The 24,136-nt window shown below is 37.5% G+C and carries 23 protein-coding genes and 1 pseudogene; 15 read left to right on the forward strand and 9 right to left on the reverse strand.

The window, feature by feature from the left end:
* Positions 1–107: 107 nt before the first annotated feature.
* Positions 108–446, forward strand: coding sequence for a PadR family transcriptional regulator (locus B7E07_RS21715; protein WP_080848861.1), 339 nt, complete (start codon positions 108–110; stop codon positions 444–446).
* Complete coding sequence (locus B7E07_RS21720) at positions 436–1,113, forward strand: DUF1129 family protein (RefSeq protein WP_080848862.1); 678 nt, start codon at positions 436–438, stop codon at positions 1,111–1,113. The genes B7E07_RS21715 and B7E07_RS21720 overlap by 11 nt, the downstream gene beginning before the upstream one ends.
* Positions 1,114–1,177: 64 nt before the next feature.
* Here the strand turns inward: B7E07_RS21720 and B7E07_RS21725 are convergent, their stop codons facing one another.
* From B7E07_RS21725 to B7E07_RS21740, 4 genes are all read right to left on the reverse strand, one after another.
* Positions 1,178–1,678, reverse strand: a complete 501-nt coding sequence (locus tag B7E07_RS21725) for a hypothetical protein (protein WP_080848863.1) — start codon at positions 1,676–1,678, stop codon at positions 1,178–1,180.
* Positions 1,671–2,156: a hypothetical protein gene (locus B7E07_RS21730; protein ID WP_080848864.1), complete on the reverse strand. Its 486-nt coding sequence runs from the start codon at positions 2,154–2,156 to the stop codon at positions 1,671–1,673. The genes B7E07_RS21725 and B7E07_RS21730 overlap by 8 nt, the downstream gene beginning before the upstream one ends.
* A 163-nt stretch (positions 2,157–2,319) precedes the next feature.
* The gene (locus tag B7E07_RS21735) at positions 2,320–2,472 is read right to left on the reverse strand and encodes a YpzG family protein (RefSeq protein ID WP_080848865.1); all 153 of its coding nucleotides are present in this window, start codon (positions 2,470–2,472) and stop codon (positions 2,320–2,322) included.
* A gap of 181 nt (positions 2,473–2,653) precedes the next feature.
* The gene (locus tag B7E07_RS21740; RefSeq protein ID WP_080848866.1) at positions 2,654–3,130 is read right to left on the reverse strand and encodes a DinB family protein; all 477 of its coding nucleotides are present in this window, start codon (positions 3,128–3,130) and stop codon (positions 2,654–2,656) included.
* Positions 3,131–3,270: 140 nt separating this feature from the next.
* Between B7E07_RS21740 and B7E07_RS21745 the strand changes: the two genes are divergently transcribed.
* The 3 genes from B7E07_RS21745 to B7E07_RS21755 are packed head-to-tail and all read left to right on the forward strand — an operon-like array spanning position 3,271 to position 6,886.
* A complete protein-coding gene (locus B7E07_RS21745; RefSeq protein WP_080848867.1) occupies positions 3,271–4,668 on the forward strand; it encodes a spore germination protein in 1,398 nt (465 codons plus the stop codon).
* A gap of 11 nt (positions 4,669–4,679) precedes the next feature.
* On the forward strand, positions 4,680–5,768 hold the full coding sequence (locus B7E07_RS21750) for a GerAB/ArcD/ProY family transporter (protein WP_080848868.1): 1,089 nt from the start codon (positions 4,680–4,682) through the stop codon (positions 5,766–5,768).
* Positions 5,765–6,886 carry a Ger(x)C family spore germination protein gene (locus tag B7E07_RS21755; protein ID WP_080848869.1) on the forward strand — a complete coding sequence of 374 codons (1,122 nt, stop codon included), beginning with the start codon at positions 5,765–5,767 and terminating at the stop codon, positions 6,884–6,886. Before B7E07_RS21750 ends, B7E07_RS21755 begins: the two co-directional genes overlap by 4 nt.
* A 402-nt stretch (positions 6,887–7,288) precedes the next feature.
* Here B7E07_RS21755 and B7E07_RS21760 read toward each other — a convergent pair whose 3' ends face one another.
* On the reverse strand, positions 7,289–8,128 hold the full coding sequence (locus B7E07_RS21760) for a TetR/AcrR family transcriptional regulator (RefSeq protein WP_080844557.1): 840 nt from the start codon (positions 8,126–8,128) through the stop codon (positions 7,289–7,291).
* Between the two features lie 100 nt (positions 8,129–8,228).
* Between B7E07_RS21760 and B7E07_RS21765 the strand changes: the two are divergent.
* Positions 8,229–9,920 (forward strand): annotated as a pseudogene (locus tag B7E07_RS21765) (efflux RND transporter permease subunit); the annotation flags it as partial.
* Between the two features lie 145 nt (positions 9,921–10,065).
* On the opposite strand, the gene B7E07_RS21770 reads toward B7E07_RS21765, so the two are convergent.
* The gene (locus tag B7E07_RS21770; protein ID WP_080844557.1) at positions 10,066–10,905 is read right to left on the reverse strand and encodes a TetR/AcrR family transcriptional regulator; all 840 of its coding nucleotides are present in this window, start codon (positions 10,903–10,905) and stop codon (positions 10,066–10,068) included.
* Positions 10,906–11,005: 100 nt separating this feature from the next.
* Here B7E07_RS21770 and B7E07_RS21775 point away from each other — a divergent pair, with 100 nt between their 5' ends.
* The 3 genes from B7E07_RS21775 (at position 11,006) to B7E07_RS23865 (ending at position 14,678) form a co-directional block, all read left to right on the forward strand.
* On the forward strand, positions 11,006–14,095 hold the full coding sequence (locus tag B7E07_RS21775) for an efflux RND transporter permease subunit (RefSeq protein ID WP_080848870.1): 3,090 nt from the start codon (positions 11,006–11,008) through the stop codon (positions 14,093–14,095).
* Between the two features lie 212 nt (positions 14,096–14,307).
* Complete coding sequence (locus tag B7E07_RS21780) at positions 14,308–14,514, forward strand: YozQ family protein (RefSeq protein ID WP_080848871.1); 207 nt, start codon at positions 14,308–14,310, stop codon at positions 14,512–14,514.
* Between the two features lie 14 nt (positions 14,515–14,528).
* Positions 14,529–14,678, forward strand: coding sequence for a hypothetical protein (locus B7E07_RS23865; protein ID WP_156495837.1), 150 nt, complete (start codon positions 14,529–14,531; stop codon positions 14,676–14,678).
* Between the two features lie 68 nt (positions 14,679–14,746).
* Here the strand turns inward: B7E07_RS23865 and B7E07_RS21785 are convergent, their stop codons facing one another.
* Entirely contained in the window at positions 14,747–15,772 is a 1,026-nt protein-coding gene (locus tag B7E07_RS21785; protein ID WP_080848872.1) for a DUF1835 domain-containing protein, read from the reverse strand.
* A 151-nt stretch (positions 15,773–15,923) separates the two neighbouring features.
* Between B7E07_RS21785 and B7E07_RS21790 the strand changes: the two genes are divergently transcribed.
* The 4 genes from B7E07_RS21790 to B7E07_RS21805 all read left to right on the forward strand — a co-directional run bounded on the left by B7E07_RS21790 (position 15,924) and on the right by B7E07_RS21805 (position 20,270).
* A complete protein-coding gene (locus B7E07_RS21790) occupies positions 15,924–16,379 on the forward strand; it encodes a GNAT family N-acetyltransferase (RefSeq protein WP_080848873.1) in 456 nt (151 codons plus the stop codon).
* A gap of 205 nt (positions 16,380–16,584) precedes the next feature.
* Positions 16,585–18,045 (forward strand): spore germination protein, encoded by a 1,461-nt coding sequence (locus B7E07_RS21795; protein ID WP_080848874.1) that lies wholly within the window; start codon positions 16,585–16,587, stop codon positions 18,043–18,045.
* Between the two features lie 25 nt (positions 18,046–18,070).
* Entirely contained in the window at positions 18,071–19,162 is a 1,092-nt protein-coding gene (locus B7E07_RS21800) for a GerAB/ArcD/ProY family transporter (RefSeq protein WP_080848875.1), read from the forward strand.
* Positions 19,152–20,270 carry a Ger(x)C family spore germination protein gene (locus tag B7E07_RS21805; protein ID WP_176215265.1) on the forward strand — a complete coding sequence of 373 codons (1,119 nt, stop codon included), beginning with the start codon at positions 19,152–19,154 and terminating at the stop codon, positions 20,268–20,270. Before B7E07_RS21800 ends, B7E07_RS21805 begins: the two co-directional genes overlap by 11 nt.
* Positions 20,271–20,339: 69 nt before the next feature.
* Here the strand turns inward: B7E07_RS21805 and B7E07_RS21810 are convergent, their stop codons facing one another.
* Together B7E07_RS21810 and B7E07_RS21815 are read right to left on the reverse strand one after the other, a co-directional pair.
* Positions 20,340–21,551: an MFS transporter gene (locus tag B7E07_RS21810; RefSeq protein ID WP_080849334.1), complete on the reverse strand. Its 1,212-nt coding sequence runs from the start codon at positions 21,549–21,551 to the stop codon at positions 20,340–20,342.
* Between the two features lie 12 nt (positions 21,552–21,563).
* Positions 21,564–21,992 (reverse strand): MarR family winged helix-turn-helix transcriptional regulator, encoded by a 429-nt coding sequence (locus B7E07_RS21815; RefSeq protein ID WP_080848877.1) that lies wholly within the window; start codon positions 21,990–21,992, stop codon positions 21,564–21,566.
* A gap of 294 nt (positions 21,993–22,286) precedes the next feature.
* On the opposite strand from B7E07_RS21815, the gene B7E07_RS21820 reads away from it, so the two are divergent.
* Positions 22,287–22,817 (forward strand): RNA polymerase sigma factor, encoded by a 531-nt coding sequence (locus B7E07_RS21820; protein WP_080848878.1) that lies wholly within the window; start codon positions 22,287–22,289, stop codon positions 22,815–22,817.
* Entirely contained in the window at positions 22,814–24,106 is a 1,293-nt protein-coding gene (locus B7E07_RS21825; protein WP_080848879.1) for a DUF4179 domain-containing protein, read from the forward strand. Before B7E07_RS21820 ends, B7E07_RS21825 begins: the two co-directional genes overlap by 4 nt.
* Positions 24,107–24,136 lie beyond the last annotated feature (30 nt).

Consider the following 24,136-nt stretch of genomic DNA (forward strand, 5'->3'; position numbering starts at 1 on the left):
ACATGAGAACGTTATAACGATTGGCATACTATATCTTTCTGACCAGAAAGACATTTTTAAGCCTCGCTATCTTGCAATACAATATACAATAAAAGGGAAGAAAAGGGATGTCTTTTAGAAGTCAATTATTAAAAGGAATATTAGAAGGATGTATTTTATCAATCATTGAAAAAGAGACGGTATATGGTTATGAACTATCACAAAAGCTTCAGCATTTTGGCTTAAATGATGTAAGTGAGGGATCGATTTATCCTATCCTGCTGCGGCTTCAAAAAGAAGGACTTATAAAAGGTGAAATGCGCGTATCTCCTTCTGGTCCTAAACGCAAATACTATCAGCTAACCACATCTGGGGAACAGGCACTGCTTGAAATTCAAACAGAATGGAGCAGTATTCAAAAACCGGTTGGTAAATTATTAAATAGGAGTAATGATCATGAATGTTAAAGAGTTAATTCAACTAAATAATCAAAAACGCAAACATCTTACAAAAGAAAATGAAGAGTATTATGACAATATGTTAGTTTATATACGCACAAGTATATCCGTTTCGGAACAGCAATCTGAAGAATTACTGTTGGAGCTTTTAGAGCATTTGTTAGATGCGCAGAAAGAAGGAAAAAGTGCGAAAGGTGTGTTTGGAGAAGATCCAGCAGCATATTGTAAGGAAATGATTAAGCAGCTTCCAAAAGAACCAAGCAAAAGCGCAGCCTTTTTCATAGGTTTCTTATTGCTTCAGTTAGCAGGCATTTTTGCTGTCATTAATGGGATTGGGGACATTATTATCCATTATGTGAAAGACAGAGATCAGACCATTTATATAGGAACGGCTATCGTCAGTTTCTTTATCATAGCAGCAATTATTTCCCTCGATGTTATTTTGATCTTTAAATGGCTTCAAAATTCTATTTACAAAGCAGCTAATAAGATTAAAGACTTCTTTCTTCTCTTTTCTCTTTCGACGATTTCATTACTGGGCATCTTTTTCTTGCCAAAATGGATTCCTTCTTTTGGATATCCAATCGAATCAGGCGGATTCGTATACCTAATTGTGGGCATTGTGCTGCTCATTTGTCTAAAAGCGGCAGATCGGAAATATCACATTACAAAATAAAAAACACCTCTGGTATACAGCCAAATCTATATAGTACACTCCTTTAGAGCTTTAAGGGGAGCTCTTAGTTCGCCCCCTTATCGTAATCATGATTCATAAAAACCTTTTCATATAAAAATAACTGCACAGATTGTACAAAAAGATAAATTGGAATTGAATACATGGAACGGTAGCCGTTCTTGAAGTGAAAAATACCTACTTTAATTGCCCATACTTCAATAAGAATGGCTAAAGCGGTCCAGCCTAAAATATAGGGAATAACCTTCCACCCCGCTATATTAAAACGTCTGTATATATAAATAAAGATATATCCAAACGGGGCATACATTAAATAACTGAACATATCAAATGTCTGATAGATTGACTGATCGTTTACATCGTATAGATCTAATGGAGGTACGGCTAATGTGTGATCAAACATCAGCCCAGTTGTAACCCCAAATAATAAACTAAAAATAGCTGATGCCTTCGATAGTATTTTCGGAAGAACGATCACAATTAGTCCTCCTATTATAATCATCCCTAGGATCACAACTTCATTAGCATTAAAACCCTGCTCATACATGATGTTTTCCACTTGTCTTCATTCCTTTTGTAATTTTGCGGGAAATGAATGCGATCAAAATTGTAAGAAACAACATGACAACATCCATTAAAAGTTCATGTATATAAGACCAATGCTTATACATGAAAACGGACATTGAACTAAGGAGTAACCGCAAGATAGATATAATCCCCAAAGTAATCACTGCAGACAGAAATCGAATCCATTTATGATCGTAAGCAAACCAGATATTCACCATGATGAGCAGTAAAAAAGAAAAAATGATATCCCTGTAGACAATAAAAGAGATAAATCGAATCGTATCAGAGCTTATTTCAATACACTGGAAATGAAAAGCAAGAAAAGAAATTTTGTTTATATCAATAACAGCAATCATTAAATAAGTAAGTATATTGGATGCCGCTGACATTTTACGCGGCAGAAACGTGAAAATAGCAACCGTCAACCAGGCGATTACACACATAGTCATGAGCTCCAATGCGATCTCCTCCTTGCCTGTTAGTATGAACGTTCAACCTTTTATTATGAGAAGCAAACTTAAAAAAATATGCACAAAAAGACCTAAGGGAATTTCCCCAGGTCTTTTCGCGCTGGCAATATATATTGCCTATTCCCATTTTACCTTCACCTTTTCCTACTACTTACCAGCGATGGGCTTTGGCATTACTGCGCAGTATGATATTCGTCTGCGACATTTCCGTATGCCCATTCACCTGCGATTTAGAACGTTTTGGTCTTGTCCAGTTATGGTGAAACTGTGCAGAGTGTTCGTCTAATCGATTGCGGTAACTCATGATAAAATCACCTCGTAGTTAGGATGTAGTTCCGGATATCCAAAGAGGAATATCTTTAATAGCATGTGCAAAACAATTCATTTTATGTTCTTTTTATGAATATCAGCACGAAGTCATAATCCACAACATCAAAAAAGCCGGTACTCTCTTATTGGAGAACCGGCTATTATGCAAGAATTGTTTATCCCTGCTGCTGTTCTTTTGTTGGTCCCATAACGCCAGGTACAGACAGCCCTGCTTGGCGAAGTAAAACAGTCATCTGCCCGCGATGATGTGTTTGATGCAGGATTAGTTTACTAAGAATAGACCCTTTTGCTGTTGGGCCGCCAAAATCAATAGTTTCAGTAAGCTGCTCGTCCGTTAGAGTCGATTCTACTGCAGATTTTAATTCCTCTGCCATTTTTCTATAGGCAATTTGAATATCCGCAGCAGTCATCTCTTCTTCTTTTTTATCGGAAGGAGGTGCAAGGTTTACTCCAACTAAGCTCAAGAAGAATACTGGGCTTGTTGCCAGGTGCCACCCTAACCACCTAAGGGTACTGTGTCCCTCTACAATTGCTTGTGCTAATTTTTCATCTGTCAATGCATCCATAACGGCTGCTGTACTAACTGCTTCCGCATTCCAATCATTCATAAAATCCTGTACTTGACGATACATTACTTCAACTCCTCTTCTTTTTTTCTGCTTTTCATTTTAACACGTATTAGAAGACGCATAAAATTATGAACTCACTTATTTGAATATTTATCAAATACAAGTAAAAAATACAAGTACATATCAACGCTGGTGGTGAGAACATGTCTAATAAAAATAAACAAACCTTTACTGAGGAGTCATTAAAAGAGTTAACAAAAAATCAGGATGATGTCCAATTCACAGAAATAACGATCCTTTCTAGGAAAGCATTTTTCATTTTTATAAATGGAGTTATTGACTATACAGAATATTGGAAACTGGCTCAAGATCTCACCAGTTCAGCATCGGATAATATCCATTCTTATGATGACTTAACACACTTTTTCCAGCCATTTTTATTCAATGTGGCACATAATGAAGAAGTTTTAATATCAGAGTTGTTTGATGGAAAAATTGCACTTGTTTTGGAAGGAAAACAAGAAGCACTTCTTCTAAATCTTCCGAGTTCTAAAACAAGAAGTTTGGCTGAGCCTACGACAGAACGTGTAGTCAGAGGACCTAAAATTTCACTTATTGAAAGCCTAAGCGATAATATTGCTCTCATTAGACAGAGTACAAAAGATCAAAACACAGTTGTCAGGAAAATAAAAACAGGCTCGGAGGAAAAAAAAGAAATTGCTATTATCTATAATAAAAATATGGCGAAGCAGCCGCTTGTTGACGAGGTACTTTCTCGCATTGAAAGAGTTAAAAAAGAGGACATATTAGACTCAGGTGTTCTAGAAGAACTAATTGAGGATACGCATTATACACCTTTCCCACAAATACAAAATACCGAGCGGCTTGATAAAGTACTCGCCTCTCTAAAGGAAGGTCGCGTGGGAATTATAGTCGATGGCTCTCCTTTCGCTCTAATCGCTCCGACAAAGGTAGATATGCTTCTTCAATCTCCAGATGATTATTATGAACGGTGGATTGCTGCGTCATTTTTAAGGTTATTACGATACATCTCAGTGTTTATAACCGTGTTTCTTTCAGCGATATATATATCACTTGTTTCCTTTAATTCTGGAATGATTCCAACTGAGCTCGCCATGACAATCGCCGGAACAAGACAAAATGTACCCTTTCCCCCTTTTATTGAGGCGATCATTATGGAATTAACTATTGAATTATTAAGGGAAGCAGGAGTGAGACTTCCAACTCCTGTTGGACAAACGATCGGCCTCGTTGGCGGCGTTATAATCGGGCAGGCTGCCGTTCAGGCAAATTTGGTCAGTTCGATCATGGTTATTATTGTCTCCATTACCACAATCACTTCTTTCACGGTCCCTCAATATAGCTTTGGTCTCGGCTTTAGGGCATTGCGATTTGGTGCAATGGCAATTGCAGCAGTACTGGGCTTATATGGTACAACCTTATTTTTTATTTTTTTTATCACTCATTTAGCAAAATTAACAAGCTTTAATGAACCTTATCTAGACTTGAGACAATTATTTAATAAGAAAAAACAGCGTGATTTTCTAATCAGACTTCCTAAAAAAGCGAGCAATAACTAGGAGATAAGTATATGGAAGCTAAACCAAATCTAATAAATTTAGAAATTACATCAATCCTCTCATGTGCTATGCTTGGCGTCGGGATGCTAACCCTTCCTAGAGGATTAACGGAGCAGGCAACAACTACGGATGGATGGATCATTCTATGCCTCAATGGAATTTGCGCTGCTCTTCTGCTAATTCTCCTTGTTTATATGCTAAAAAAACATAAGGTGACAGATTATTTTTCTTACATTGAGGAGGCTTATGGAAAGTGGGCAGGCAAAGCCATCTGCCTCGCCTTAGCCGTTTATTTTCTCTCTATTGCAAGTTTTGAGGTCCGGGCAATGAGTGAGATGGTTCGATTTTATATGCTCGAGAATACCCCTATGGAAGTAACTATTTTAGCCCTTATCTTAGCTGCTTCTCACTTAATAATTGGAGGCATTAAACCAATCGCTAAAGTCTGCATATTGTTTCTCCCTATTACCATAATAGTTGTACTTTTTATTTATAGCATGAGCTTTAAGGTTGTTGATCTTATAAATATAAAGCCTATATTAGGATATGGCTTCCAGCCTATTCTAAGAGGGTTTAGTGCTGGACAACTCTCCTTTTTTGGCATTGAATTGATTTTATTTTTATATGGCATGACAGATAAAAAGCTGAATATTAACAAAGGCGTTTTAATAGGGTGTTTTATTCCTGTCGGGATGTATGTACTAACCTATATTTTAGTTGTCAGCACGCTTACAATCGATGAGGTTACATCAGTCACATGGCCAACTATTTCATTTATACAATCCTTTGAGGTTCAAGGAATCTTCGTGGAAAGATTAGAGCTCTTTCTCTTAGTTACCTGGATCCTGCAGTTTTTCACCACACATATGCTTTATTTTTATTTTGCTGTAAAAAGCATGACGCACGTGTTTCATAATAGATTCTCTACAAACTTAATCATTCTAGTCCCCTTGATATTTCTTTTAGCTAATTACGCCAAAGATATTGGTGATATTTTCATTTTCAGTAACATCCTTGGTTTTGCCTTTCCGGTTGTTCTTGTCATCCTTCCTTTTGCAACGTTTTTCGTTTATGCAGTAAAAAGGAGAATGAGAACATGAAACGGATCATCCATTTACTAGAAGTATTTGTGATTGTCTGTCTTTTAAGCGGGTGCTGGGACAGTGAAGAGATAGAAGATTTGTCTTTATTAGTAGGGGTGGGCATTGACCTTGGAGAGGATGATCAGCTATCTCTGACACACCAGATTATCTTGCCAGCTTCCGGGCAGTCTTCTGTAACTCCAGCTCCTTCATATGAAAATATAACCGTGCCTGCACGAACCCTCCATGATGCCATGAGAGATGTAGCTATGTCTAAAAACGTACTATTTTCAAATCAGCAGCGACTAATCATTATTAATGATAATGTATTACGAAATCTCCCTTTAGATGCTGTAATCAATCAATTTATAAAAGATAATGATACCAGAAGAAGCTGTATCATTTTAGTTTCAAAAGATCCAGCAGAACAAATTTTAAGTACAGGAGAAGCCGGAAGTGTGCCCTCTAATGATCTATATTCTTTAAGTGAGAATATTTCGGCGACAAGTAAGATCCTGCCATCGATTACATTGGGTCAGACCTCTGCAAGCCTTCAAGCAGCTGGAAGCTTTGCCATACAATCTGTTTCGATTAAAGAAAAAATGCTTAAATTAGACGGAGCTAGCGTTATTAATGATCACTCTGAATTAGCAGGAATGTTAACCGCAGATGAAGTTTCCTATATGAACTGGCTTGAGGGGAATATTGAAGGTGGAATTATCGTTGGAGAACATAAGGGAAAACGTTTTAGTGTTGAGGTCATTAATCAAACAAATAAAGAAATTAAAACAACTGTTAAGGAGTCACAAGTAACAATCGACATTTCAACCGAATATAATACCCGTCTCTCTGAAGACTGGTATTCAAATGAAGATTCTTTTAACTCTACTTATTTAAAAGAAATAGAGAAAGAAGCTGAGAAGGAAGTCGAACGGCAGGTTGAGATTATCCTGGACAAATTACAAAATGACTTAAAGTCAGATGCTCCAGGCTTCTTCTACTATATTCGTTCTCAACACCCTAAATTTTATAAAGAAAACAAAGATAATATGGATAAAATTTTCAGCAAAGCAAATGTTCAATTTAAGGTAGATTTAAAAATTATTGATTTTGGGGCAAAAGGAGCTACAAAATAAACGAGGATGGGACATAAGTATTTAACACACTCATAGAACCGAATGGTTAGGAAGTTACCTTTCTAATCATTCGGTTTTTTTATTTATGATTATAAAATATATTTTATGAACATGAGTGAAATGGAGCGGAGGACCCTCGACTCCTGTGGGCAATAGAGGAAAAGGTGAGACCCCGCAGAAGCTTTGCTTCGAGGAGGCTCAGCTTCCTCCCCACGGAAAGCGAGGGGCCGCAGCGCAGGTGGAACGGACTTGTTTAAATATCTAAATCAAAATATTAATATTCGTGTTTTAGAAAGATTAATTTTGTTTTGTCCCAGCTTCATTTATTCGTTTGAAATCATGTCTCGGTTCCGTGAAATGAACCTTATCACTGAATCAGCACTAATTTTTTAATCGTTAATCTCAGCTTAAATTAAAATAGCGGCGAAGGAGAAATGCAACCCACATGCACTGAGCATCTTGGCGCACGATTTCTACTAATCCGTTAATCAGCAGGATATCTAATGTTTGTTTATTTATTTGTTCTTTTAACTCATGCAGTGCATCTTTTACAAATCCTTCTTGTACCTCAGCAATGAGATCATTTATATGTTTGACTAAGGTTTCTTGTGTCGGAGGACCTTCTGCCGGCAGATCGAGCAAATTAACAAGCTCTTTTGTAACAAAAGGGACCGTAGAATGCTTTGCAAGCAAATTTGTTTTTTCAACAAGTGAGCTGGCCAGCAACTTCAAATCAAGCGGAAGCTTTGAAAAGATAAAAAGCTCCGAGTACATTTTCATAAATCCCTTTACACAATAAAGCAAATCAAACTTTGTGGCCGCAATTGAATCACCATAAATTTGATCAATCATTTTCAGGATGGCACGATTGATTTGTTTATCATAAAAATGAAGCTTCATAATCAGTTCCATATTTAACGTATGTGTTTGTTCCTTCATAAAAACAGTCGCAAGATTGGAGTGTTCTTCAAAGTTTCTTAATATGGTCAGGTAAAACTGATATAACAGCTCATCCTGATGATATCCCCCACCACTGACCAGATAGTCAATGTTGGAAACGATTTCACTCATAAAATGATCAATTAAAGCAAAGATTAGCTCATCCTTTGATTTAAAGGATAAATAAAACGCACCTTTAGATATACCGCTCTTTTCAGTAATCTGTTGTACAGAAGTAGCATCAAATCCCTGTTCCGCAAATAATTCAAGTGCCTTTTCCATTATTAACTGTTTCTTTACCATATCTTAATACTCTCCTAAATGAAATCAATTGACAAATGACCGATTAGTCATTATTATATGTAATTAATTGAACAAAGTCAATAAAGGGGCAGGTGTAATTGTGAAAGGTTTAGTAAATTTTGTCCTGAAAAATAAACTCGCTGTATGGTTATTAACGATCATTATTACAGCATCAGGTATTTATTCAGGTACACAAATGAAAACAGAAACGATTCCGAACATTAACATTCCATATTTAATGGTCATGGGGATCTATCCGGGAGCAACTCCTGAAAAAGTAATGGAAGACGTTTCAATTCCTATTGAAAGTGCGATCGAAGGACTTGAGGACGTAAAAGCTGTTTTCTCGAACTCCAGTTCAAATGTAGCAAGTATTCAGGTTGAATATGAGTATGGCATTGATATGGATGAAAAGAAAAGAGAACTTGAGTCAGCCTTAGATACAGTAACACTGCCTGAAGATGTTCAGGAACCTACTGTAACATCTATTGGGATGAATATGATGCCTGTAGTTGCTTTATCGATCAGCAGCAGCTCAGAAGATATTGTAGAATTAACATCTACTGTAGAGGACACAATTTTACCAGAGCTTGAAAAGATTGATGGCGTTGCTTCTGCAACAATTTCTGGACAGCATATTGAAGAAGCTATCTTTACCTTCAATGAAGAAAGAATGGCTGAGCTTGGTTTAACAGAAGATGATGTTAAGCAAATGATTCAAGCAAGCGATATGGCTATGTCTCTTGGCCTTTATGAATTTGAAGATGGTGAACAGGCAGTCGCTGTAGACGGCAAAGTTACATCGGTTGAGGAGTTAAGAGAGCTTCTTATTCCAGTAACTCCTTCAGAAGAAAATCAAGTTCCATTCGTAACATTGGGCGATATTGCCTCAATTGAAACAGTTGGACGCGAACAATCTGTTTCTCGAACGAATGGTGAAAATGCCATTGCTATTCAGATTGTAAAAGGACAGCAGGATAACACTGTTGATGTTGTCAATGCAGTTAAAGATTTTGCGAAAGAACAAGAAAAAGCAATAGATGGATTAATCATTGATATCTCGTTAGACCAAGGAGCTCCTATCGAAGACTCCGTTCATACAATGATTGAGAAAGCCTTATTTGGAGGACTAATCGCTGTATTAATTATCCTTCTATTCTTACGTGATATTAAATCAACGATTATTTCGATCGTTTCCATTCCAGTCTCTATTTTCATGGCTTTCCTATTGCTGCACTGGCTGGATATCACATTAAATATTATGACGCTTGGGGCTATTACCGTCGCAATCGGACGGGTTATTGATGACTCCATCGTTGTTGTGGAAAATATTTATCGCCGCATGCATCTGAAAGAAGAAAAGCTTACAGGCCGCGCATTAATTAGAGAAGCAACAATTGAAATGTTTAAGCCAATTTTATCTTCAACTCTAGTAACTGTAGCTGTATTTGCTCCGTTAATTTTTGTTGGCGGCATGGTTGGAGAATTGTTCATGCCTTTCGCATTAACAATGACATTTGCATTAGGTGCATCCTTAATTGTTGCGATCACGATCGTTCCGGCTCTTTCTCACTTCTTATTTAAAAAGAAGCTTTACAGTCCGAAAACAGAAAGCAGCCATAAAGAAGTTGGCAAGCTTGCAATGTGGTATAGAGGTGTTCTCGAAAAAACATTGAATCACAAAATCATTACATCCGTGATCGCTGTTATTCTTCTTGTTGGAAGCTTGGCGTTAACACCACTTATTGGGTTTAGCTTTTTAGGCAGTGAAGAAGAAAAAGTAATGTATCTANTATCTAAATCAAAATATTAATATTCGTGTTTTAGAAAGATTAATTTTGTTTTGTCCCAGCTTCATTTATTCGTTTGAAATCATGTCTCGGTTCCGTGAAATGAACCTTATCACTGAATCAGCACTAATTTTTTAATCGTTAATCTCAGCTTAAATTAAAATAGCGGCGAAGGAGAAATGCAACCCACATGCACTGAGCATCTTGGCGCACGATTTCTACTAATCCGTTAATCAGCAGGATATCTAATGTTTGTTTATTTATTTGTTCTTTTAACTCATGCAGTGCATCTTTTACAAATCCTTCTTGTACCTCAGCAATGAGATCATTTATATGTTTGACTAAGGTTTCTTGTGTCGGAGGACCTTCTGCCGGCAGATCGAGCAAATTAACAAGCTCTTTTGTAACAAAAGGGACCGTAGAATGCTTTGCAAGCAAATTTGTTTTTTCAACAAGTGAGCTGGCCAGCAACTTCAAATCAAGCGGAAGCTTTGAAAAGATAAAAAGCTCCGAGTACATTTTCATAAATCCCTTTACACAATAAAGCAAATCAAACTTTGTGGCCGCAATTGAATCACCATAAATTTGATCAATCATTTTCAGGATGGCACGATTGATTTGTTTATCATAAAAATGAAGCTTCATAATCAGTTCCATATTTAACGTATGTGTTTGTTCCTTCATAAAAACAGTCGCAAGATTGGAGTGTTCTTCAAAGTTTCTTAATATGGTCAGGTAAAACTGATATAACAGCTCATCCTGATGATATCCCCCACCACTGACCAGATAGTCAATGTTGGAAACGATTTCACTCATAAAATGATCAATTAAAGCAAAGATTAGCTCATCCTTTGATTTAAAGGATAAATAAAACGCACCTTTAGATATACCGCTCTTTTCAGTAATCTGTTGTACAGAAGTAGCATCAAATCCCTGTTCCGCAAATAATTCAAGTGCCTTTTCCATTATTAACTGTTTCTTTACCATATCTTAATACTCTCCTAAATGAAATCAATTGACAAATGACCGATTAGTCATTATTATATGTAATTAATTGAACAAAGTCAATAAAGGGGCAGGTGTAATTGTGAAAGGTTTAGTAAATTTTGTCCTGAAAAATAAACTCGCTGTATGGTTATTAACGATCATTATTACAGCATCAGGTATTTATTCAGGTACACAAATGAAAACAGAAACGATTCCGAACATTAACATTCCATATTTAATGGTCATGGGGATCTATCCGGGAGCAACTCCTGAAAAAGTAATGGAAGACGTTTCAATTCCTATTGAAAGTGCGATCGAAGGACTTGAGGACGTAAAAGCTGTTTTCTCGAACTCCAGTTCAAATGTAGCAAGTATTCAGGTTGAATATGAGTATGGCATTGATATGGATGAAAAGAAAAGAGAACTTGAGTCAGCCTTAGATACAGTAACACTGCCTGAAGATGTTCAGGAACCTACTGTAACATCTATTGGGATGAATATGATGCCTGTAGTTGCTTTATCGATCAGCAGCAGCTCAGAAGATATTGTAGAATTAACATCTACTGTAGAGGACACAATTTTACCAGAGCTTGAAAAGATTGATGGCGTTGCTTCTGCAACAATTTCTGGACAGCATATTGAAGAAGCTATCTTTACCTTCAATGAAGAAAGAATGGCTGAGCTTGGTTTAACAGAAGATGATGTTAAGCAAATGATTCAAGCAAGCGATATGGCTATGTCTCTTGGCCTTTATGAATTTGAAGATGGTGAACAGGCAGTCGCTGTAGACGGCAAAGTTACATCGGTTGAGGAGTTAAGAGAGCTTCTTATTCCAGTAACTCCTTCAGAAGAAAATCAAGTTCCATTCGTAACATTGGGCGATATTGCCTCAATTGAAACAGTTGGACGCGAACAATCTGTTTCTCGAACGAATGGTGAAAATGCCATTGCTATTCAGATTGTAAAAGGACAGCAGGATAACACTGTTGATGTTGTCAATGCAGTTAAAGATTTTGCGAAAGAACAAGAAAAAGCAATAGATGGATTAATCATTGATATCTCGTTAGACCAAGGAGCTCCTATCGAAGACTCCGTTCATACAATGATTGAGAAAGCCTTATTTGGAGGACTAATCGCTGTATTAATTATCCTTCTATTCTTACGTGATATTAAATCAACGATTATTTCGATCGTTTCCATTCCAGTCTCTATTTTCATGGCTTTCCTATTGCTGCACTGGCTGGATATCACATTAAATATTATGACGCTTGGGGCTATTACCGTCGCAATCGGACGGGTTATTGATGACTCCATCGTTGTTGTGGAAAATATTTATCGCCGCATGCATCTGAAAGAAGAAAAGCTTACAGGCCGCGCATTAATTAGAGAAGCAACAATTGAAATGTTTAAGCCAATTTTATCTTCAACTCTAGTAACTGTAGCTGTATTTGCTCCGTTAATTTTTGTTGGCGGCATGGTTGGAGAATTGTTCATGCCTTTCGCATTAACAATGACATTTGCATTAGGTGCATCCTTAATTGTTGCGATCACGATCGTTCCGGCTCTTTCTCACTTCTTATTTAAAAAGAAGCTTTACAGTCCGAAAACAGAAAGCAGCCATAAAGAAGTTGGCAAGCTTGCAATGTGGTATAGAGGTGTTCTCGAAAAAACATTGAATCACAAAATCATTACATCCGTGATCGCTGTTATTCTTCTTGTTGGAAGCTTGGCGTTAACACCACTTATTGGGTTTAGCTTTTTAGGCAGTGAAGAAGAAAAAGTAATGTATCTAACGTATACACCTGAAACCGGTGAAACTGCAGAAGATACATTGGACAACGTAACCGTTGTTGAAGAAGAAATGTTAAAACGAGAAGATATTGATATTGTCCAGTTATCCATTCAAGATGAAGCTTCTTCTGATCCTTCTGCAGCCATGATGGGCGGAGGTGCCGGCGGTGCATTAATGTACCTGATCTTTGATCCAGAAATGGAGAACTTCCCAGAAGCACGCGAAGACATTGAAGAATATGTCTTTAATATCGGCCAATCCGGTGAGTGGAAAAGCCAAGACTTCTCATCTATGGGAATGTCAACAAATGAGGTTAGCTACACATTCTATAGTGAAGATTTAGATAACCTGAATGAATCCGTGAAAATGGTTGAAGACGTGCTTAACGAGACAGATGGACTTGAAGATGTATCATCAAGTGCGGAAGATGCGTATGTAGAGTATACCTTTAATGTAGACCAAGAAGACGTACTCCAATATGGATTAACAACTGGTCAGATTGTTATGGCATTAAGCAATACAGAAACAAAAGAAGTTTTAACAACCGTTGAAAAAGACGGAGAAACACTTGATGTGATCATTCAGCAGGATCAGCAGGCTGAACCGAAGTCAATTGATGAACTTCTTGAAACAGAAATCGCAACACCAATGGGCATGTCAATGCCACTTTCAGAGCTTGTAACCGTTGAAGAAGGAACAACACTTAATACACTTGCACGAAGTGAAGGTCAGTACTACGCTTCTGTATCAGCAACCATTATTGGTGATGATATATCAACAGCAACAGCTGACGCCGATGCAGCAATCGACGACCTAGACTTCCCAGATGGAGTTACAACTGGAGTTGCAGGGGTTGCAGCAGATATGAACGAAACATTTACACAGCTTGGAATTGCGATGCTAGCAGCCATTGCGATTGTCTACTTCATTCTAGTTGTTACATTTGGTGAAGGTGCAGCACCATTTGCCATCCTATTCTCACTGCCATTTGCAGTGATTGGATCATTCGTAGGACTTCTAATAGCTGGAGAGACAATTTCCGTCTCTGTTATGATGGGGCTGTTGATGCTCATAGGAATTGTTGTTACCAATGCAATCGTATTGGTCGACCGAATCATTCATATGGAACGCGAAGGTATGAATATGCGTGAAGCGATCCTTGAAGCAGGAGCTACTCGTCTTCGTCCAATCTTGATGACAGCTATTGCAACAATCGGCGCATTAATTCCATTGTTATTTGGAAACGGCGGCGGCGGTCTGATTTCAAAAGGCCTTGGTATTACGGTTATCGGCGGATTAACTAGTTCAACGATATTAACGTTAATCATCGTTCCAATCGTTTATGAAATCTTATCCAAGATGCTTAAGAAAAATCGTAAAGAAGTAAAAGACAACTAAGAAGCAGCTTGAAGCTGTCCAAATGCAAAAGCCAGAGAACTCGATTCTCTGGCTTTTTTGTTTTCTAGACCTTTTATTGTTCAACAGGAGTTTTTTAACATTCATTTGATTCTTTTACAGAAGCATACTAAAGTATGGCCACTACAATTAAACGAAGCATGTTTCGTGTGCCTCTTTTTAAACCGAATAGTATATGGAAGGGTGAATTTTAAATGACTAAGAAAAATCAGCAGTCTTTAGAACTTGCAGGCAGATCTTATCGTCCAGATGACTATAACAAAGAGGATCAACTTTCTTCTGGACTTGCTCATACGCATGAACAAGTTTCTGATACATTAACAGAAGGCACAATTGACGGGAAAATCGAGAATGTAAACGGCAAAGATATCCCCTTAAGCAAAGATGGATATAATAAGTAAGGGAGGACTTTATCTTGGTTAATACTGATAGAGGCAAAGTGGCAAAGCTCTCACATGAACATAAGTCAACATACCCAAGCCATAAGCATTTAAAGCACACGGAAGGCTCAGATTATAAAAAACAGCAGGATTATGATATCCCGCCGGTTATGTTAGAGGATTGAGCTAAAGACAAGAAGATCATAAGGCCGTCCATTAGTATTACCTAATTGGACGGCCTTTCAATTTCTTTTTAGACCTTTAATTTAACACTATAATATCTCATCGCCTTCAAACTCCCTTTTACCTCAAAGACATCTTTTTCAATTAACTTGCGGAGGCGATATTCTATAAAGGAGTCCCCTATATGCTGCTCACATTCTCCTAGAACCTGGCCAATGAGACGAGCTGATTTTCTAAATTCTATATCCATGTTTAACTCTTTTGCAGTCTCAATGATGGTTTGATCAAAATAAGATTCATCCTCTGACTCAACTATTCCATTCTGTTCTATTCTTAGAGCATTCTTTGTTTCCGCTAAGGAAAGCCACTCATTTTCGAACATTTCCCTCTCCTGTTGGCTCAGTTTCTCACGATCACTCTTCTCGTACATAATTTGGAGTTTCTCTGGTGGAATTTCTCCAGTATGCAGCACCTGATATTCAACATCCTTCCTTTTGAATAGCGTTTCATGTAAGGCAGCTGTATTGACCACTTGAATTTGATGTTCTCGCTCCTTTAATAGAAAAAGAACAAAACGAAGTGCCGTTTGCTCATGTGCACTGTTTGAACACCAAATGGTAATAGGCTGATTCTCGCTGATTGAAGTGATTTCATGGAGACTTTTTTCAAACTCGCTTATTCTCCAGTCTTCTTCATCATAAGGAAAAGCGGTTAACATCCAATTCGCGCGTTTTTCCTGCCCGTCTTCTGTATGTAAGTGATAGATCGGTCCTACGGAGAGCATGTCTCCAAACACAATAATTTTCTCCTTATTCTCAAGCTTCATCGTCTTAAGAGCTACTCGAAGACTTCCTGCTGGTGAAGCTCCAAACACAATATGAATCCGTTCATATTCCTCAACCCGTTTTTCATTCTGCTTCTCCTGAATAGCCCTCTCAAGTCCGTTGTACATCTTTTCAATTTCCATCGCCAGTTCTGAATCCGTATTCCCCATTTGCTTCCATTGATTTGTTTTCGCAAACAAGAGAAGTAACATAGACTTTGCATCACTTTCACTTAAACTGCTAATGGTTTTCTTCATAGCTTCCAATTCCATGTGTCTCTACCTCATTCCTCACAGAGATCTTTATTTTATTGTAAAGGAGCTGTAGAACTTTTCCAATTTCTTTTCATTTTATTCTGGCATTTAATACTCTTCTTGAAATATGATGTTCAATAAGAATAGGAATGAAAGGGCGGGTTTTGTTATGGAAATAAAAAAAGACGATTTAATAAGTACCGAGATTAAACAGCTGCTAGAGGATCATCTACATAGCATGACACTTCACTCTCCTCCAGAGAGCATTCATGCGCTTGATCTAGAGGGGTTACGACAGCCTGATGTTACTTTTTGGAGTGTATGGGAAGATGAGGACCTGCTTGGCTGCGGTGCTTTAAAAGAATTAACCCCTGATCATGGTGAAGTGAAGTCAATGAAAACCTCTTCTGGCCATGTTAGGAAAGGTGTTGCCCGGCTGATGCTGGAGTATATTATTGCTGAGGCTAAGAACCGTGGTTATAAACGATTGAGTTTAGAAACTGGCTCTATGGAAGCATTCTTGCCTGCACGCCTTTTGTATGAAAAAGCAGGATTTCATTATTGTGAACCTTTTGGGGGTTATGCAGTAGATCCTAATAGTGTTTTTATGACATTAGAACTGTAAAAGATGTCTGGTGCAGTGCGGTTACATATAGTTTATCATAGTTATTTAAATTTGATCTTTAAAGAGGGGCCCTCATTGGTTCCTCTCTTTTTTTACGAAAACTTAACAAAAGGTGTTTTTCAGACCACATATAGATTCTGCACTTTGGAAAACTTAAGAAAAACATGATGAAACGGTTTATCACCCTTTCAAAAGGAGAAATAGGATGCGCTTTTTTAAAGATAGAAAGAACGTGCCAGACTCAAGACATCCCTTAGAAGGAAAGATAAGCACAAACCTTCAGGTAAATATCTTTAACATAAAACAAGTGTTTACATTGACTCCAAATTTAATATTCAGAGATATAAAATTGCTTGACCGCCAGGTTGATGGCACGCTTGTTTATTTGCAAGATTTAGCTGATGTTAAGAAAATTGAGAAGCATATTATCCCTCCTCTTTGCACAGGAGAATTCGATCAGCCTCCACATGCCTCTATTGCCGATTTTAAAAAGACATCTGCTCTTCAAGAAACGATTAATGGCCTATTAAAAGGCAATACAATTCTTTTCCTTCAAGAACATAATGAGGCCTATATCTATACTACCGTCGGAGGTCCCAGCCGAACGATTGAAGATTCAATTTTTGAAACAACATTAAAAGGTTCTCATCTTGGTTTTGGTGAAACAACAGACCAAAACATAGCTTTGCTGCAGCAATTTATTCCTTCGCCGAAATTAAAAGCAGCAGAAGTCAAGATGGAGGGTGATTTAAATAGACATGTTTATCTAGTTTATCTTGAAGGAACTGCGAAGGAAGAACAACTGGCTGAGCTGACTAAACGTATTAAAAGGACTAATGGAGATCATTTTATTAATATTGGCCAACTAGCAGAATGCATTGAGGATAATCACTGGTCACCATTTCCCCAATTCAGATTAACCGAAAGGCCAGACCAGGCGGCAATTGATTTATTTAAAGGGAAAATATGTGTAGTTTTAGATCGTTCTCCAAGCGCATTAATTGCTCCAGGTTCTATCATGTCATTTTTCCAGAGTGTTGATGATTATACAACAAGATGGATGTTGGCTTCATTTGTACGCATCTTAAGGTTTGTTGCCGTACTGATCTCTATTTTTCTGCCCGCCATTTATATATCCATTGTATCTTTTAACTACGAAATCATCCCGATCCGCTTATTAATCACTATTGGAGAGTCTCGCGCAGAAATTCCTTTTGATCCATTAATCGAAGCGCTGCTTATGGAGATAACTCTTGAAATGCTAAGAGAAGCAGGCATTAGGCTGCCGGCCCCTGTTGGGCAAACGGTTGGCATCGTGGGAGGAATTGTCATTGGCCAAGCAGCCGTGGAGGCAGGAATTGTGAGTAACTTTATGGTCATCATTGTTTCATTAACAGCCATCTCCTCTTTTATTATTCCTAATTACGATATGTCCCTTGGCATTAGGTTAATGCGATTTCCTATGATGATTATTGCCTCACTGTTCGGGATCGTTGGAATTGCTGTAGGTTTTATGACCCTGATCGGCCATATTGTTAAACTCGAATCCATTGGCTCACCCTATGGTACTCTGTTAAATCCGATTCATTCTTCTGATTTTAAGGATAGTCTCTTCCGTTTCCCTCTTTGGAAAGCCGGAAAATCAAAGCAATCATCAAAGGACTAAGTGTTTACATAAAGGATGGATTGACATGAATGAAAAACTCACCACATCACAGTATATCTTCCTAATTCATGGTGCCCAAATGGGTGTGGGAATTTTGTCCCTTCCTCGTGAACTGGGTGAAATCGCTGGCTCAGACGGCTGGATCGCCATTCTAATTGGTTGGGTTTTAGCTTCTCTTACAAGCATCTTAATTATTAAAGCGTTAGAACGTTATCCAGGAAAAACGGCTGAGGAAATATTCAAGTTATATTTCGGCAATATACTTGGTAAACTCGTCATTATCTACTTTGCCAGCTACTTGGTTTTCTTCTCTTATACATTAATGCTGTCCATGGTCATGCTTTTAAAAAGCTGGATTTTGCCTGGCACAAGTGTAACAACACTGCTCTCTCTGCTGGTTATTCCAACATTTATAGTTTCAAGAGGAAAAGTCAAAGTACTCGGACGCTATGCGGAAAGTACCTTTCTTCTGACATTTTGGATTTTATTTTTATTGTATATTCCCATTGAGAAAAATGATTGGCTCTATTTTCTTCCTTTTTTTAAAGACGGGTTTATGCCCATAATTGAGAGCTCAAAAACAACTGTTTTTTCGTTCTTAGGTTTTGAAATTATCTTTTTTATTTATCCATATCTCGGCAATAAAAAGAATGCGCTAAAAGGAGCAATTGCTGCCAACACTATTACCATGGTGATTTATGTCAGTGCAACGATTGCCTGTTACCTTTTTTATGGACCAGACACTATTGGAAATTATTTCGAACCGGTACTCAATCAATTGAGCAATATCCGTTTCCGTTATGTTGAACGAATCGATGTCATTCTCTTGCCTGTTTATATGTTTGTTGTTTCTACAACATGGATTCCGTATGTTTATTTTACTGCAACAAGTCTGAGTCATATCGTTAAAATCAAGCGCTGCGAAAACATCATTCTTCCGATCTTAATTTCATTTATTATCGTTACCTTCATAATAAATCAGGACTGGGCGTTACTAAATAAAATGAAAAATGGTGTGACATTTATGGGAGCGATTATCTACGTATTTGCGTTTTTACTGTATGGATTATCTTTGTTTCATTCTCAAAAAGAAAAAGGTGAGCAGCTTGAAAACTAAAAGATATCTTCTACTTTCATTTTGCATTAGTACACTTTTATTATCAGGCTGCAATGATAAAACGAATATTGAAGATATTACCATGACATTAATGCTTGGAATTGATTTGAATGAAGATAACGAGATGATCATTTATAGCTCCAATCCTGTTTTCGATAAAGAAGTTAGCGATAAGAATGAAGAGTATAGCGTCAAGGCTTCCTCATTAAGAGAAGGCAGAGGCGAATTAGATAGTTTATTAGCCGGCACGATCAGCAAGGGAAAAATGCAAGTCTTGCTGATTGGTAAAAAAGTCATTCAGCATGAAGATTGGTTCGAGCTTTTAGACAGCTTATACCGAGACTCCTTTTCATCTATTAATTGCAAGGTGATTATTGTAGAAGAAAGTGTGGCCGATGTAATCTATAGCAGTCCCAGTGATAAAATCAGACTTCCATTACATATATCAAAGCTTGTAGAAACAGGTGATAAACGCCATATTACACGAGAAACGACTCTGCATGATGTTCAATCAGATCATTACTCTAAAACAAAAACTGGCTCTATTCCCCGAATCACTTATAAAAATAATAGTATCAATTTAAGCGGATTTACCTTATTAAACCATAAAGATATGTATGTCTCAGATATTAATCAATACGAAGGAGAATTGCTTCAGCTGCTAAGCAACACTAAACTTGATCAGTTATTTTTAACAACCAAATTAAGCAAAGAGGAAACAAACCCCTTCCAATCAAAACTTTTAAGCTATAATGTTGGAGATTTAAACCGAAAGATTAAAGTTAAATATGAAAACGATCAATTTGTCTTTGAGACAGACTATTCACTAGCCATTTATATTAAAGAAGCATTGAACGAAAATCCTTATAAAGATCGCGAAAAAATAGAAAAAGAGTTAAAAGAAAAATTAACAGCTGATTTCAACAAACTCGTAAAGAGTTTTCAAGATAACGGAATAGACCCAGTAGGGTTTGGAGAATATGCGCGTGCCTTTCAAAATAAACATTGGGAAAAGGTAAGTGACAATTGGGGAGATGCTTTTGGGAAATCCAATATAACCATTGATGTGAGTGTACGGATTAAAGATGAAGGATTAAATATGAGGTAATAGATTCCCATCTGAAAGGATAAAGGAGCCGCAATTGGCCCCTTTTTTCATATTTCCAAATCTGTTGCACTATAGCGAACCAGCTGAACCGTCCAACTTGTTTGCCGCTTCTTTTCTTGTGCTTTGCCTTCCAATCCAGAAGTGGTATAAAAGAATACCTGCTGCTAAGAGGACCGTCATTAAAATATACATTCCACGGAAGCCGATATACGGTGTTATGAATCCTAGAATAAATGGACCGATGCCAATTCCTACATCGACAAATATATAAAAAGTAGATGTGGCCAGCGCAATGCGGTGTGATGGCGTCACCTTTATCGCCAAAGCCTGGGCACCTGATTGTATAGTTCCATAACCAAGACCGATCAATACGGCAGATAGCAGCAACGTCGTTCCGCTATGCACTTGACTAAGTAGCAGCATGCCCACAATATAAAACAGGGTCGCTGGGTAGATGATGAAATTATGTCCTTTCTGATCAAACCACTTGCCTGTAAAAGGACGGGTACAAATAACGGTTACAGCATAAAGAATGAAAAAGAAGCTGGCCGCACTAACTAAATCAATCTCCTCCGCATAAAAAGTAAGATAAGAAAGAATGCTTGAATAGCCAAAAGCCATTACAAAACTAATGGCCGAAATAGGGATAGCTTTAACTTCAAGAAAATTAGATAACTTAAATTGTGATAGTTCTTTTTTCTGATCTGATGACAATGAAAGTTCCGGCACTTTTACAAATAGAGCTGATAGCAGTGTGATAAAGGCAAACACTCCACAAATGATAAAATTAATAAATGCAGTAGCATGTTCAGTAATCATCATGCCAATAAACGGACCAATGGCTGTTGCAATAATAATACTGACTCCATAATAGCCAATTCCCTCGCCATGTCGTGATTTAGGGATCAAGCTTGCTGAAATCGTTCCTGTTGCGGTTGAGGCAAAAGCAAAGGCAATGCCATGAAGCAGCCTAACAAGGAGCAGACTGGTTAAGCCTGTTATGAAGAAGTACAGAGCTGTCATAACTAAAAACGTGACTAAACCTATGAACAGCAGTTTTTTCCGGCCAATCCTTTCTATTACACTTCCTCCAAATAATCGTCCGATCAAAGCTCCTAAAACAAAAATACTGGAAGCAAATCCTGCCATTCCAGTAGAAGCTCCAAACTCATCTTTTGCATACACGGGGATGATGACCATTAATAAATAAAAACATAAGAATAGCAAAAAATTAACACCAAAAACAATTAAGAAATTCTTTGTCCATAACTTTTCTTTCATGCTTTCCACACCTTACACTCCCCTTTTAATAATCATGCTGCGAATTTGATCCATTACTTCAATGACCTCAGCTTGCTTCTCTGGGGAAATACCAGTCATAATATCCTGTTCATATTCATCTATGTTCTTTCGAAGGATGGCTGTTATTTCCTTTCCTCTCCGTGATAGTTGAATTCTCTTTTCTCTATTATCCCTGCCTTTTATTTGCTCCACATACTGTAATTTAATTAGAGAATTCACCGTTCTCGTAATCGTTGGCTTTTCTACATATAAATACTTGGAAAGCTCCACAAGTGTAACAGATTCATACATCTCTAAATAATACATAATCGACCATTGTGAGTAATGCAGATCATATTCGTTTAAAAGACGATTCAAGTCGCTTATAAACGGCCGATACAGCAGAAAATATTGGTGAAAAAACTTTCTGTAAGACTCCATTGCAAATCACTCCTCTTAGATAGTTACCATGAGTAACTATTAGATTGAAAATATATGCGCCTCTAATATTTAGTTACTCTAAGTAACCATTGCCCTATTATAAACGATTCCTGCGGTAATCACAAACTCCCTTCATTTTTTCCCTTTTCAAAGCTGCATAAAGACTGATACTTTAGTAGAAATAGAAGTATACAAACATTAAAAGTTAAAAACGAAATAAATTTTATTACTGAATCTAAAAAAATTGAACTTTTTCTGCTGGTTATAACTCTTAGAAGTGAGCGAGGTGAGAATATGGAAGAAGTTCGGCTAATTAAGAAAGCTAAAAAGGGGGATAAAGAAGCATTACTTACGTTGATTATGAATGAAAAGGATGCGTATTATCGTCTTGCTTATGCTTATATGGGAAATTCACATGACGCAATGGATGCATTAGAGGATATGATTGTCGTTCTTTATGACAAAATAAATCAGCTTAAAAAGGATCGCTCTTTCTACAGCTGGAGCAAAACGATTTTGGTCAATGAGTGCAAAGCAGCACTTCGGCGGCGCAGCAAACAGATATTAACAAATGATTGGCAAGCAGCAATCGAACCCACTTCAAGCAGCAACTCTTTCTTAGCCAGTGAACAGCAGGCTGATTTAGAGGCCATGCTAAGCGAGCTAAGTCACCCGCAAAGGGAAACGCTCCAATTAAGATACTTTCATGATCTCGATTATGAAACGATTGCTTCTATAACGGATGTTTCACTTGGAACCGTCAAATCAAGAATCTTTCAGGGTCTAAAAAAGCTAAGAGAGAAACATGGGGGTGTAAATGAATGAAGGATGAATGGAATAAAATGTTTATAAATGAACATCAAAAACTACAGGAAATCAAGGCACCAAACGAATTGGAGGATCGTTTGCGCCTTGCTTTAGAGAAAACACCTCCAAAAGAGGGGCGTTTCAATCATCGGTTTTGGCCTCTTGCAGCAGCTGCACTTATATTTCTTTGTTTCTTTGGTTACCATTACAACGCTGTCGCTTATTATGGTAAAACCTTATTCGGCTTTGACCAGCTATTTACACAATCCTTAAAAGACCTTAATGAAGCTGGAATGGGACAAATGATCGGAAAGGAAACACATCTTTCTGATGGAAGTGTTTTAACCATTGATGGGGTAATTGCAGATAAAAATCAGTTTCTTCTCTATTATACATTAGAAAATCCAAATGGAATTGATATGGAAGAAAAGGATGTATGGCCCAATCTTATTAACGGATTCCTGACAAAATCAAACCCTGTTGGAGGTACAAGCGCATTAAATGACGATGGGACTGAATTAAAAGGGACAATGTCATTTGATCCAGTCAGTCCGCTGGCAAAAAAACTAACCGTTTCTTTTCGTGTTGGGGGCATTGAAGGAACGGACAATCTCCAAATCAGCTTTCCTTTTAATCCAAATAAAGCACTGCAAACAGAGATTAAACAAAATTTAAACCATAGCTTTCAGGGTGATCAGGGAACCATTAAATTCCAATCTTTAAGAGCAACTCCCACTATGACTCTTATTGAGGGCAAGGTTCATTTAGATTACAGGTATGAAGACGACAGCAATTTCATTACCATGATTGAACTTCATGCCAATGGACAACCGATCGAGCGCTTGGGAAGCAGCCTTTCTTCCTCCTTAAATGGGAGTAAAATGGAATTGCGCTATGATGCTCTCCCGGAAAACCTAGAATCCCTGGAGCTTGTCATTGAAAAGCTTCCTGTCTACAAGGAGATTGCTAAAAAGAGCATTGAGCTCTCTTCTATCAGTGAAGAACCCATTTTAATTGAAGGAAATGAAGTACTTGTTAAAGATATAACCGAAACAGCAGCGAGCACTGAAATAACTTTTTCAACCGAGGAGAATGTAAGGCTTAATGGCGTTTCTATTATTTCGAACGGAAAACACTATCCTTTAGACTCCACGATAGATGAGAAAATGATTAAGACAGAAAACGGTCGCATCTTAAAAGAAAGAACAATGGTTTTTAAGAAAGTAACAAATCCAGAAACTCTTTACATTAACGGCATCCACTATATGAAAGCGTATGAGGAGAGAATTCGTATTCCAATAGAGTAATAATATAGAGAGTTCCTGAAACATAGCAAT

It is taken from the genome of Cytobacillus gottheilii (assembly GCF_900166665.1).
GTDB lineage: Bacteria > Bacillota > Bacilli > Bacillales > Cytobacillaceae > Cytobacillus > Cytobacillus gottheilii_A.

Excerpts from the sequence above, each read along its gene's own strand:
- B7E07_RS21715 (WP_080848861.1), top strand. The coding sequence starts at position 108 with ATGTCTTTTAGAAGTCAATTATTAAAAGGAATATTAGAAGGATGTATT.
- B7E07_RS21720 (WP_080848862.1), top strand. The coding sequence starts at position 436 with ATGAATGTTAAAGAGTTAATTCAACTAAATAATCAAAAACGCAAACAT.
- B7E07_RS21725 (WP_080848863.1), bottom strand. The coding sequence starts at position 1,678 with ATGTATGAGCAGGGTTTTAATGCTAATGAAGTTGTGATCCTAGGGATG.
- B7E07_RS21735 (WP_080848865.1), bottom strand. The coding sequence starts at position 2,472 with ATGAGTTACCGCAATCGATTAGACGAACACTCTGCACAGTTTCACCAT.
- B7E07_RS21740 (WP_080848866.1), bottom strand. The coding sequence starts at position 3,130 with ATGTATCGTCAAGTACAGGATTTTATGAATGATTGGAATGCGGAAGCA.
- B7E07_RS21745 (WP_080848867.1), top strand. The coding sequence starts at position 3,271 with ATGTCTAATAAAAATAAACAAACCTTTACTGAGGAGTCATTAAAAGAG.
- B7E07_RS21750 (WP_080848868.1), top strand. The coding sequence starts at position 4,680 with ATGGAAGCTAAACCAAATCTAATAAATTTAGAAATTACATCAATCCTC.
- B7E07_RS21755 (WP_080848869.1), top strand. The coding sequence starts at position 5,765 with ATGAAACGGATCATCCATTTACTAGAAGTATTTGTGATTGTCTGTCTT.
- B7E07_RS21760 (WP_080844557.1), bottom strand. The coding sequence starts at position 8,128 with ATGGTAAAGAAACAGTTAATAATGGAAAAGGCACTTGAATTATTTGCG.
- B7E07_RS21770 (WP_080844557.1), bottom strand. The coding sequence starts at position 10,905 with ATGGTAAAGAAACAGTTAATAATGGAAAAGGCACTTGAATTATTTGCG.
- B7E07_RS21780 (WP_080848871.1), top strand. The coding sequence starts at position 14,308 with ATGACTAAGAAAAATCAGCAGTCTTTAGAACTTGCAGGCAGATCTTAT.
- B7E07_RS21785 (WP_080848872.1), bottom strand. The coding sequence starts at position 15,772 with ATGGAATTGGAAGCTATGAAGAAAACCATTAGCAGTTTAAGTGAAAGT.
- B7E07_RS21790 (WP_080848873.1), top strand. The coding sequence starts at position 15,924 with ATGGAAATAAAAAAAGACGATTTAATAAGTACCGAGATTAAACAGCTG.
- B7E07_RS21795 (WP_080848874.1), top strand. The coding sequence starts at position 16,585 with ATGCGCTTTTTTAAAGATAGAAAGAACGTGCCAGACTCAAGACATCCC.
- B7E07_RS21800 (WP_080848875.1), top strand. The coding sequence starts at position 18,071 with ATGAATGAAAAACTCACCACATCACAGTATATCTTCCTAATTCATGGT.
- B7E07_RS21810 (WP_080849334.1), bottom strand. The coding sequence starts at position 21,551 with ATGAAAGAAAAGTTATGGACAAAGAATTTCTTAATTGTTTTTGGTGTT.
- B7E07_RS21815 (WP_080848877.1), bottom strand. The coding sequence starts at position 21,992 with ATGGAGTCTTACAGAAAGTTTTTTCACCAATATTTTCTGCTGTATCGG.
- B7E07_RS21820 (WP_080848878.1), top strand. The coding sequence starts at position 22,287 with ATGGAAGAAGTTCGGCTAATTAAGAAAGCTAAAAAGGGGGATAAAGAA.
- B7E07_RS21825 (WP_080848879.1), top strand. The coding sequence starts at position 22,814 with ATGAAGGATGAATGGAATAAAATGTTTATAAATGAACATCAAAAACTA.